Below are 9,776 nucleotides of genomic sequence, written 5' to 3'. Positions count from 1 at the left end.
GGTGCGGTTGACGCCCCCCGGGGGCGGCGCCGGGGGTTGCCATGGGGGGGGCGCCGGGGGGTGGCCCCCGGCGGGGCCCCCCCCGGGGCGCCCCCCCCCCCCCCCGGGGGGGGGGCCCCCACGACGTATTCGCCATGGACGGTCAGCCGGTGAGCCCCAGCTTCCGCATGACGTCGTCCTCGCGCTCGTGCGGGAGGTAGAGCAGGATCTGTGGCCGGTCTCCGTCGCAGGGCACCACGTAGGTCTGTGCGAACCGCGGGCTGCCGGCCTTGCCCTGCGGCGGCGCGAAGTCCAACGTCCACTCGGTCGGTACGAGGACGTACCCCCGGTGCGAGATCGCGAACGTCCAGAACGGTCAGACCAAACTGCTCGGTCATCGCCGTGTGGCGTTCGTCGAGAACGGCCCGGTACCCGGCGTCGTTGATGACGACCGCCGCCCTGCCCGGGTCACCCTCGATGTACGTCTCGGCTGTAGCTCGCGGCAACGGCGCCGTTGTCGCCGGCCTCGACGGCCCGCGCGTAGCCGTGCAGGAAGGCGGTGATCTGGTCGCGTACCGGTGTCTCCGTCGACTTCATCCTCGGTCCTCTCAGTTCGGCGGCCGTCAGGAGGCGAGGATCCGCCCGTCCTCACTGACGGGGCAGCCCGCTCAGCCAGAGGTCCAGCTCCGCCGGGGAGCGCAGCAACACCACGGGCGGCGCGGACGGATCGGTCTGCCAGGCCCGCATCCGCCGGCGGCCCCGCCGCTACGACAAGACCGCGACCTCGTTCCAGGCCACCGTCACAATCGCCGCGCTACTCCGATCGTTGTAAACCTCTGAAGACACGGCCTAGGCGTCGGCGTCGGTGAACGGGTGGGCGCCGGCGACGAACGTGTCGAGCGCGGCGGCGTGCAGCAGCCCGCCGGGGATCGGGTCGCGCAGCGCCGCCGCCGCGAGCCGGCCGACCGGCAGACCGCCGGGGCGGTGCGTCGCGGCGAGCACCAGGTTGCCGTAACGCCGGGCGCGCAGCATCCGGCGGTCCCCGAACACGCAGACGTCGCCGAAGACCGCCCGCAGCGTCGCCACCTGCACCCGGGTGCCGACCAGTGGCGGCAGGTCCGTGACGTTGACCAGATAGAGCCCGCCGGGGCGCAGGACACGGGCCACCTCGGCCGCGAACTCCACGCTGCGTACGTGGCGGGGCATTCGGGCCGCCCGGTAGATGTCGGCGATCACCAGGTCGTACGCGTCGGACGCGGCGGCCGTGACCGCGTCCCGGGCGTCGGCGACCTCGACCCGCACCTCGGGCGGCAGCGGCGGCAGTTCCCGGGCGACCAGCTCGACCACAGCCGGGTCCCGCTCGACGACCCGCTGCGCGGAACCCGGCCGGGTCGCGGCGAGCCAGCGCGGCAGCGTCAACGCACCGCCGCCGAGGTGGAGCACGCTCAGCGGTACGCCCGCCGGGGCGGCCAGCTCCACCGCCGAGGCGATCCGCCGGACGTACTCGAAGTGCAGGTGCCGGGGATCCTCGACATCCACGTACGACTGCTCGACGCCGGCGGAGAGCAGCGTCCGTCCGGTTCGGCGGACCGGATCGGCGACCAGCTCCAACCGGTCGGCGGCACGCTTCATGACGGCACGCTAACCGAGCGGCTCGCGGGCCCGAACCGCCGGTGGGCGGACGGGTCGCATACCGCGCCCGACGGGCCGGCGGCGCGGGAGGTACCCGCGTGCGCCGGCCCGCGTGCGCCGTCTGCGGCGGTCAGCCGCTGGCCATCCCGGCGCCCACCTCGTCGATGGCGTCGTCGATCGAGTGGGCGAGGTCCACGTCGAGCGCGGTCACCCCGTCGGCCTGGTTGGTGCGCACGGTCAGCACGGCGGCCGTGCCGCCCGGTCGCCCGATGCTCGGGCCACGCCCGGTCTCCTCGCGCAGCCGGTCCAGCCGGGCGAGCACCCGGTCCAGGTTGTCCGGCGGCAGCGCGATCACGCGGTACAGGCCGGTACTGTCACCGGCCCAGTACGGCAGGTCGTCCAGCGCCGCCCGGAGCTGGGCCTCGTCCAGCGTGGGTGTGGTGGTGGAGGCGCCCACGATGCCGCCGCCGGCCGCTGGCGGGTTCAGCAGCTCCCGCAGGCCGTCGGGGACGTGCAGGGACTCGACCAGGTCGCCGTCCTGGTCGGCGAGCGCGGCGAGCGTCGCCTCGGCCTGGTAGCGGGCCTGCTCCGGCGAATTTCCGCTGATCCGGCCCACCTCGGCCAGGAAGCCGGGCAGGTCCCGGTGCCGCTTGATGCCGTCCACGGGCAGGACGTCGTGCAGCGAGTTCGGCACGGCGGCGAGCAGCCGTTGCCGCTCCGCCGCGTCCAGCGCGAAGGCCAGCACCAGCACCGTCGCCTCGGCGCCCACCTTGGCCGTCGAGAAGTCGACGCCGGAGCGGCGTCGGACGTCGTCGACCAGGTCGTGGTAGCCGACGCTGTTCACCCCGGCCGCGCCGCCGGGTGGCGGCTGCGGGCGCGGATTGTCCGCGGTGCCCCTCGACGGCGGGGCCGGTCCACCACGCGTGGTGTCCGGCTTGTGCCGTCCGGCCGGCGCTGGGCCGGTCCGCTTGCCCTGGTCCAGGCTGGTGAGCTGCTTGGAGGCGCTCAGGCTGGCGCCGAACTGACTGGGCTGGCTGCCCTGTTCGCGGGCCTGCCGGGCCAGCGCCCGGCGGCGCTGGTTGTCGCCCTCCATCTGCTTGCGCATGGTGACGCCCCTTCCGCTGGGGATCGATCCTGCGCCCGTCGCGTTCCCGCCGCCCCGGAGCCGAAACGGACGCCGCCGGCCGGGTAGGGCTGAGCGTCGATGAGGCTTCATCCGGCCGGGGTGAGGGGTGCTCACCCGTGCGGCCGGCAGGATCGGGGCAGGACCACAGTTCTTCCGAGGTACGCGGAAGGAAGGTCGTCATGAAACGGATCGTCGAGATCGTTCCCGCTCGACCTGGCTGGTACGCCCGGTGGCAACTCGCGCCCGACGCCACCCGGTGCTACCCGGTGAGCCTGTGGGCGTTGCTGGAGGAGGCCGACGGAACCGGCCGGGAAGTGGTCGGGATGGACTGCATCGGCCAGTGGCCGGGTGCGGACGACAACGAGGCCGATGGGGAGTTTGTCCGCTACCTGTACCAGACGCCCGACTCGGGGGAACCCGACGACATCGAACCTCCGTCGGCCATCGAACTGCGCGACGCCGGCCCCCGGCTCCAGCCGATGACCGCGCCCTAGACATTTCTCCGGCCCCCGACCCCAGGTCCCAGGGTCGGGGGCCACCCCCCTTTCTCGGGGATGGTGACCCGTTTCAGGGATGGCGACCCGGCGGTGGGTGGGTGCGGCCGTCAGCCCAGGGCGCGCAGATTGGCGCCGTCGACGGCGACGGTGTTCTCCACGGCCAGCAGCTCGGTGAGCCCGGTGCGGTCCAGCATCTGCTGGAGTCGGGCGCTGACCCCGGTCAGCCGGATCGCCCCGACGCCCCGGCGCACCACCAGCAGGGCGCTGAGGCCCGACGAGTCGCAGAGGCCGACCCCGGCCAGGTCGATCGTCACGTGCTGCTCGCCGTGCAGCTCAGCCGCGGCGGCGACCAACTCCGGAGCGGTGTCGTAGTCCAGCTCGCCGGTCAGCCGCAGCCGGACGTGACCGGCTGCGAGCCGGGTCACCTCGATGGTCAACAGCTGGTGGGACATTCCACCATTTTCCCAGTCCAGCGGCGGAACGCAAACCGCAGGGCCGCGAGCCGCCGGGTCACGCGCTGGCGGCGGACTGCTGCGAGCCGGGGCCGACCGTACTGGTCGCCGGCAGCGGCCGGTCGAGCAGCGCCGCCACCCCGGTGATGTCCAGGATCGTCGCCAGGAAGCGGGGGACCGCCCGCAGTCGCAGCGTCGTTCCGACCTCCTGGCCCTCCCGCCACGCGTGCACGATCACGCCGAGACCGCTGTTGTCGATGAAGACCAGGTCGGCGAAATCCAGCACGATGCCGCGCGGCGCCTCGGCGAGGACCCGGTCGACCTCGGCGCGCAGCGGCGCCGCGGTCAGGTACGCCAGGTCGCCGCCCACGCGGATCAGGGGCATGTCGGGATCGGACCGATCGACGGACATGCTCAGCTGGTTCGCTTCGGGGCCCCGCCCGTCCGATGGCACGATCACGCCTTTCCGCACACGGCGGTTCCAGCCGGTGCGAAGGGATCGTAACAACCGTCGGGCGGGTCCGCCCGGTACGCGACCGAGGGCCCGCGACCTGCCGTGGGATGCCGGTCGCGGCCGACCGGCGTAGGGTGGCCGGAGAGATTCGACCACAGAGGCCGGTTCCGGTGCGGGTTCGGGTGGACGACAAGGAGTGAGGCTCAGCTGGTGACTGCTTCCGACGTCAGGGACACCGACGACGGACGGATCTCCACGCCGAGCACCACACGGACCACGGCGTGGTCCGCCGACGCGCCGTCCTGGCCGAGCACCGCGCTGCCGCCGCTGGCCCCCGACCGTGATCGGGCCGCGCCCGACTGGTCCGAGGTCGTCGAGCACTTCCGCGAGGGCCTTGTGGTCTGCGACGCCGACGGCGTCGTCCGACACGTCAGCCCGGTGGCCGAGCGGTTGCTGCCCGAGGTGGTCCCCGGTGTTTCGCTGGCCGCGTCCGGCGTTCCGGGTCTGGGCGAGGGGAGCCCCGGAGGCTTCACCCACCTCGGTCGTCGGCTCACCGCCCGCCAGGTGCCCCTCTCCGCCGGTCGATGCTGCTGGTACGTGGAGGACGTCACCGAGAGCGTCAGCCGTGCCGACGCGCTGCTCGCCGAGCGGGCCCGCTCGGCGTTCCTGGCCGTGGTGGGCGACAAGCTGGGCAACCCGCTGCACCCGGACCGGGCCGCCGCGGCGGTCGTCCGCCTCGCCGTGCCGACCCTCGCCGAGGTGGCCGTGCTGGTGCTGGCGCCGCGCGTGGGGCGGGCCCGGTGGTGGCGGGCCTCCCGGGCCGCCGACGAGACGCCAACGATCGACAGCGGCGTGCTCGTTGGCCCCGCCCTGCCGGCCGCGATCGCCGAAGGACTGACCGGGGTCGAGCCGCACACTCTCGACTGGCTGGTGGAGCAGGCGGTCGACGCCGGCTGGCTGCCCGGCCTCACGAGTGCCGACAGCCTTGCCCGGGTCGTGCCGTTGCCCGGCCGGGACGCCCCCGTCGGGGTGCTGCTGGTCGCCCGCCGCTCCAGCCGGTGGTACGACGAGGACGACGTCGGGTTGATTCGTGCCTTCGCGGCCCGGGCCGGCGCGGCGCTGACCACCGCTCTGCTCTACCGCGACCAGGCCGAGGTCGCCGACACCCTGCAGGCCAGCCTGTTGCCGGTCGAGCCGACCGAGACCGCCGGTGTGCAGTGGGGCACCGCGTACCGCCCGGCCCAGGCGGGGCTGCGGATCGGCGGCGACTTCTACGGTTCGCACCGGCTCGCCGACGGCGGTTGCGTGTTCTTCCTCGGCGACGTCTCCGGCAAGGGCGTCGAGGCGGCGGTCTTCACCGGCCAGCTCCGCCAGTGCCTCCAGGCGCTGCACCGGGTGGAGTCGCACCCCGGGCGGCTGCTGCGACTGCTCAACGACGCGCTGCTGGAGACGACCCAGGCGCACGGCCAGGGCCGCTTCGCCACCATCGTGCTCGGCGTGGCCCGTCCGCAGCGCGACGGCGGCGTCACCCTCACGATGGCCGGGGGCGGGCACCTGCCGCCGCTGGTGCTGCGTACGTCGGGCGAGGTCGAGTCGGTGCCGCTGCGCGGCATGCTGATCGGGGTGGTGCCCGACCCGCGCGTCGGTGAGGTGACCGTGCGGCTGGCGCCGGGCGAGACCTGCCTGCTCTACAGCGACGGCGTGACCGAGGCCCGTGGGGGCCGCCGCGGCGACGAGCAGTTCGGCACGGAGCGGTTGCTCACGGCCCTGGCCGGTTGCCAGCGGATGCCGGCGCCGGCCCTGGCCGAACGCGTCGAGCAGGTCACCTGTGACTGGTTGGGGCGCGGCGACCACGATGACATCGCGGTGCTGGCGTTGCGCGCGGTCAGGCCGGGCGGGCGAGGCGCGCGGCACCTGCACGCGGTGCCCACGTCAGCGAGCGCCGACGAGCAGAGGGAGAGCCCCGCGTGACCGCCCCCGCCACGACCTCGAACCTGGCCGACGCGTACCCCGGCTACCTGGCCTGCCTCGCCGACGCCGACGAGTACGCCGCGATCGACGTGGCGCTCGGTCTGCTCGACGCGGGCGTACCGCCGGAGCGGGTGCTGCTCGACCTGGTCGCGCCGGCCCAGGCCGAGGTGGGTGAGCGGTGGGCTCGCAACGAGTGGAGCGTGGCCCAGGAGCACGCGGCGACCCACATCAGCGAGCGGGTGGTGGCCGCGGTGGCGACGCACGCCAACCCGCGTCCGACCGGCGGGCGGATCGTGGTGGCCTGCATGGACGGCGAGTGGCACGCGCTGCCGCCCCGGCTGGTGGCCGAGGTGCTGCGGCTGCGCGGTTGGCAGGTGACCTTCCTGGGCGCCAGCGTGCCGGCGGCGCACCTGGTGTCGTACCTGCACCGGCACGACGCGCAGGCGGTCGCGTTGGCCTGCGCGCTGCCGATGCGGCTGCCGCACGCCCACCGGATGATCGAGGCGTGTCGGCGTTCGGACGTGCCGGTCGTGGTCGGGGGGCGTGGCTTCGGCGCGGACGGCCGGTGGGCGGCCCGGCTCGGCGCGGCCTGGGCGCCGGACGCGCCGGCGGCGGCGGAGTTGATCGCCGACGAGCGGGCGGTGCGGCGGGTGCCGGCGGCGCAGCTCGGGCACCTGGCCGACGACGAGTACGCGAGCCTCGTCCGCCGCAGGGGTGAGCTGATCGACAGCGCGCTTACCGACCTGCGCGAACGGGTGCCGGCGACCCGCGGGTACACGGCCGCCCAGCTCGACTCGACGGTGAGCGACCTGGGGCACATCCTGGACTCGCTGGCCGCCTCGCTCTACGTCGACGACGCCTCGCTGTTCACCGAGTTCGTCAAGTGGCTGGTGGAGATCCTGACGAGTCGGGGTGTGCCGGCCAGCGCGGTCGCCCTGACCCTGGCGCACTACGCCGCCGTGCTGCGCGACTTTCCCCGCGCGTCGCACGCGCTGGCGCGCAGCCGTGCCGGGTTGGTCTCCGCGTCCCGTTCCGCGGGCTGAGGACCACCCCCGGACGATCACCACGCGCTGCGGACCGTCGTACCCCCCTGCGTATACTTGCCGGACTGCAAACGTCCCACCCAACCGGTGGAGCGAGGGGGAGAACGGTGACGTTCAGCGTCAGCCACGCCGAGCGCGACGGCGGTGCGGCCTGCCTGCGGCTCGCCGGTGAGCTGGACCTGAGCACCGCCGGCGAGCTGGCCGCCGCCATCGACAAGCTCACCGCGGCCGGCGAGCGGCGGGTGCTGCTTGACCTCACCGACCTGATCTTCTGCGACTCCACCGGGATGGCCGTGTTCGTCCGGGGCGACAACCAGGTCACCGCCGACGGGGGCTGGTTGCGGATCACGGGCGCCACCGGGCGCGTCGAGCGTGTGTTGCGGGTCACCGGTCTGGCCGACGTGCTGCGATACCTTCCGGACACGGCGGACCCGACGTCCAAGAGCGCCTCCTGATGGGCTAGATTTCCCCGCCAGCACGGTGACCGTTCCGGTCTCCTTTCTCCGCCGACCCGAGGCAGGTAGTGATGGGCGACAGCCCGCAGCCGGTACGCATCCTGGTGGTCGACGACGATCCGGGCGACGTGCTGATGATCGAGGAGGCGTTGGCCGACTCCGACGTCGAGAAGATCATTGACGTGGTCAGCGACGGCGAGGAGGCGATGGAGTTCCTGCGCGCCGAGGGCCGGCACGTGCAGGCTCGCCGACCGGACGTCATCCTGCTGGACCTGAACATGCCGCGGATGGACGGGCGTCAGGTGCTCGGCGCGGTCAAGCAGGACGAGGATCTGCGGACGATCCCGATCGTGGTGCTGACCACCTCGAACGCCGACACTGACATCGTCGGCAGCTACACGTTGCAGGCCAACGCGTACGTCACCAAGCCGATCGACCTCGACGACTTCAACGACGTGGTGCGCCGCATCGACGAGTTCTTCGGCCGCGTGGTCGTGCTGCCCAAGCGCCCCTGATCCGCGCGGCGCGGTCGGTCGGCATTGTCCCCGCCGCCGGCCCGACGTGGCCCGTCGCCGCGCCGCGCCCGCCGGACGCGCGCGCATGCTGAACAATTTTCCCGAACCGCCTCGGTCGCTGTCGCCGCGTCCGAGGATCCAGATGGGGAAGTAACAGCGGCTGCCTGGGGGCGACAGTATGAGGTTCTCCGTCGTGAAGACCGGCTACGACCAGAGGCAGGTGGATTCCTGCCTGGATGAGCTGGGGATCCGGTTGTCCCGACTCGCGGCGCGGGCGGAAGGCGCCGCCGGGGCGACCCGCGAGTGGGACGAGATCCGCCAGGAGGCGACCTGGCTCAGCGGGCTTCTCCAGCGGCTCGACCTGGGCGACGCCGGGACGACCCGGCAGGCCGGCGACGCGGTGCGGCGGGAGGCGGCCGAGATCCTGGCGCAGGCCCGCAACGAGCTGGACGAGGCCCGCGAGGAGGCCCGTCGCGTCCGCGAGCAGGCGTACGCGGACGCCGTGCAGGCCCGGCGGGACTTCGAGGAGGCGTTGCACGCGCGGCGACGCCGGGCGGCGCTGGTCGACGAGATCCTCACCGGCGTGACCGTCGAGCCGGTGCCGGCCGACACGCCCACGGCCGCGGCCGCGGCCGGAACGGGTGTACCGGCGACCCGGGTGGCGGCCGGCGGCCGGGACGCGGGCGCCCAGCCGCCCAGCGGGCGTACGGCCCGCTGAGCGCAGGCTCAGAAGGTGAGCGCCGCCGCCACGGTGCTGGCGCGCTCCTCGTGCTGGGCGTACGCGTCGGGGAAGGCGGAGATCTGCACGGCCTGGGCGGCGGCGGTGACGCTCATGTCCTCCCAGCCGGGGATCTCGGCCAGCGCCGTGTAGAAGGCCCGGGCGGCGTACGACGGGCGCATCAGCTCGGCCACCGTGCCCCAGCCGCTGCTGGGCCGCTGCTGGAACAGTCCGACCGAGTCGTGGTCGGCGCCGCTGCCCTGGTGCGGGTACTGCGTCGACTCCGGCAGCACGTCGCTGGCCAGGTTGTAGAGGTTGCTCTCCTGCATCGCGGTGGCCAGCGCCACCACCAGGGCGCGGCGCGGCATCTTCAGCTCCAGGCCGACGTCCACGATGATCTTGGCGTTGTCCATCTGGGTCTGGTCGAGCCCGGCGACCGGGCGCGGCCGGGGGGGCTTGACCGGCTTCTTGGGCGCCTTGCGGGCGGGGGTGGGGGTGGCGGTCGGCGACGCCGTGGGGGTCGTGGGCAGGACCCGGGCGGGGGCGGCGTCGCGGTCCAGCGACCGGGAGGCGCGCTCGTCCGCGATGGCGGCGCGGTCGGCCAGCGCGTCGGCCATCGGTCGTACGGGCTGCGGCGCGTCCTCGGCGCCACGGGCGGCGGCGAACGCGCCCAGGCCGAGGCAGCAGGTGACGCCGGTGGCCAGGGCGACCCGGATGGGGGTGGAGCCCAGCCGGGCGCGGCGCGGCGGGTCGGGGACCCGGTGACGGCCGATCGTCCGTTCGGTTGATGCGGCGTCGCCCGAACGGGTGGTCGGGAGCGCGTCGGTCAGCTTCTGGGCGGCGGGGTCGACGGGATGCACCCGCCGAGGCTAGATAGTCGACCGCCCGCTGCCATCGGCCCGTACGGTGGCATGCGCCACAATTTGCCCGGATC

General features: G+C 74.0%; 13 protein-coding genes. 6 read left to right on the top strand and 7 right to left on the bottom strand.

Features of this window, described 5'->3' with window-relative positions:
- Positions 1-142: 142 nt before the first annotated feature.
- From ACFYPR_RS27810 to ACFYPR_RS27795, 4 genes are all read right to left on the bottom strand, one after another.
- On the bottom strand, positions 143-295 hold the full coding sequence (locus ACFYPR_RS27810) for a hypothetical protein (RefSeq protein ID WP_387263299.1): 153 nt from the start codon (positions 293-295) through the stop codon (positions 143-145).
- Between the two features lie 152 nt (positions 296-447).
- Positions 448-576 carry a hypothetical protein gene (locus ACFYPR_RS27805; protein ID WP_355136945.1) on the bottom strand — a complete coding sequence of 43 codons (129 nt, stop codon included), beginning with the start codon at positions 574-576 and terminating at the stop codon, positions 448-450.
- 252 nt (positions 577-828) lie between these two features.
- Positions 829-1,611 carry a fused MFS/spermidine synthase gene (locus ACFYPR_RS27800; RefSeq protein WP_355069010.1) on the bottom strand — a complete coding sequence of 261 codons (783 nt, stop codon included), beginning with the start codon at positions 1,609-1,611 and terminating at the stop codon, positions 829-831.
- A gap of 130 nt (positions 1,612-1,741) precedes the next feature.
- On the bottom strand, positions 1,742-2,716 hold the full coding sequence (locus ACFYPR_RS27795; protein WP_354861681.1) for a DUF2267 domain-containing protein: 975 nt from the start codon (positions 2,714-2,716) through the stop codon (positions 1,742-1,744).
- A gap of 200 nt (positions 2,717-2,916) precedes the next feature.
- On the opposite strand from ACFYPR_RS27795, the gene ACFYPR_RS27790 reads away from it, so the two are divergent.
- The gene (locus ACFYPR_RS27790; RefSeq protein ID WP_354861679.1) at positions 2,917-3,231 is read left to right on the top strand and encodes a hypothetical protein; all 315 of its coding nucleotides are present in this window, start codon (positions 2,917-2,919) and stop codon (positions 3,229-3,231) included.
- A 110-nt stretch (positions 3,232-3,341) separates the two neighbouring features.
- Here ACFYPR_RS27790 and ACFYPR_RS27785 read toward each other — a convergent pair whose 3' ends face one another.
- Together ACFYPR_RS27785 and ACFYPR_RS27780 are read right to left on the bottom strand one after the other, a co-directional pair.
- Positions 3,342-3,686: an STAS domain-containing protein gene (locus tag ACFYPR_RS27785; RefSeq protein ID WP_354861678.1), complete on the bottom strand. Its 345-nt coding sequence runs from the start codon at positions 3,684-3,686 to the stop codon at positions 3,342-3,344.
- Between the two features lie 58 nt (positions 3,687-3,744).
- A complete protein-coding gene (locus ACFYPR_RS27780; protein WP_387263296.1) occupies positions 3,745-4,071 on the bottom strand; it encodes an STAS domain-containing protein in 327 nt (108 codons plus the stop codon).
- Between the two features lie 279 nt (positions 4,072-4,350).
- On the opposite strand from ACFYPR_RS27780, the gene ACFYPR_RS27775 reads away from it, so the two are divergent.
- From ACFYPR_RS27775 to ACFYPR_RS27755, 5 genes are all read left to right on the top strand, one after another.
- On the top strand, positions 4,351-6,111 hold the full coding sequence (locus ACFYPR_RS27775) for a PP2C family protein-serine/threonine phosphatase (protein WP_387263293.1): 1,761 nt from the start codon (positions 4,351-4,353) through the stop codon (positions 6,109-6,111).
- Complete coding sequence (locus ACFYPR_RS27770) at positions 6,108-7,154, top strand: B12-binding domain-containing protein (protein ID WP_387263290.1); 1,047 nt, start codon at positions 6,108-6,110, stop codon at positions 7,152-7,154. Before ACFYPR_RS27775 ends, ACFYPR_RS27770 begins: the two co-directional genes overlap by 4 nt.
- Before the next feature lie 107 nt (positions 7,155-7,261).
- Positions 7,262-7,609, top strand: coding sequence for an STAS domain-containing protein (locus ACFYPR_RS27765; RefSeq protein WP_354861671.1), 348 nt, complete (start codon positions 7,262-7,264; stop codon positions 7,607-7,609).
- Positions 7,610-7,680: 71 nt separating this feature from the next.
- Positions 7,681-8,124, top strand: coding sequence for a response regulator (locus ACFYPR_RS27760; RefSeq protein WP_354861669.1), 444 nt, complete (start codon positions 7,681-7,683; stop codon positions 8,122-8,124).
- 178 nt (positions 8,125-8,302) lie between these two features.
- Complete coding sequence (locus ACFYPR_RS27755; protein WP_387263288.1) at positions 8,303-8,842, top strand: ATPase; 540 nt, start codon at positions 8,303-8,305, stop codon at positions 8,840-8,842.
- An 8-nt stretch (positions 8,843-8,850) separates the two neighbouring features.
- Here ACFYPR_RS27755 and ACFYPR_RS27750 read toward each other — a convergent pair whose 3' ends face one another.
- Complete coding sequence (locus ACFYPR_RS27750; RefSeq protein WP_387263285.1) at positions 8,851-9,702, bottom strand: hypothetical protein; 852 nt, start codon at positions 9,700-9,702, stop codon at positions 8,851-8,853.
- Positions 9,703-9,776 lie beyond the last annotated feature (74 nt).

It is taken from the genome of Micromonospora sp. NPDC005254 (genome assembly GCF_042872525.1).
In the GTDB taxonomy this organism is placed as follows: Bacteria; Actinomycetota; Actinomycetes; order Mycobacteriales; family Micromonosporaceae; genus Micromonospora.
This window is presented reverse-complemented; position numbering and strand designations above follow the sequence as displayed.

What these genes read in the sequence shown, in the direction of transcription:
- ACFYPR_RS27805 (WP_355136945.1), bottom strand. Translation starts at nt 576, where the DNA reads ATGAAGTCGACGGAGACACCGGTACGCGACCAGATCACCGCCTTCCTG.
- ACFYPR_RS27800 (WP_355069010.1), bottom strand. Translation starts at nt 1,611, where the DNA reads ATGAAGCGTGCCGCCGACCGGTTGGAGCTGGTCGCCGATCCGGTCCGC.
- ACFYPR_RS27795 (WP_354861681.1), bottom strand. Translation starts at nt 2,716, where the DNA reads ATGCGCAAGCAGATGGAGGGCGACAACCAGCGCCGCCGGGCGCTGGCC.
- ACFYPR_RS27790 (WP_354861679.1), top strand. Translation starts at nt 2,917, where the DNA reads ATGAAACGGATCGTCGAGATCGTTCCCGCTCGACCTGGCTGGTACGCC.
- ACFYPR_RS27785 (WP_354861678.1), bottom strand. Translation starts at nt 3,686, where the DNA reads ATGTCCCACCAGCTGTTGACCATCGAGGTGACCCGGCTCGCAGCCGGT.
- ACFYPR_RS27780 (WP_387263296.1), bottom strand. Translation starts at nt 4,071, where the DNA reads ATGCCCCTGATCCGCGTGGGCGGCGACCTGGCGTACCTGACCGCGGCG.
- ACFYPR_RS27760 (WP_354861669.1), top strand. Translation starts at nt 7,681, where the DNA reads ATGGGCGACAGCCCGCAGCCGGTACGCATCCTGGTGGTCGACGACGAT.
- ACFYPR_RS27755 (WP_387263288.1), top strand. Translation starts at nt 8,303, where the DNA reads ATGAGGTTCTCCGTCGTGAAGACCGGCTACGACCAGAGGCAGGTGGAT.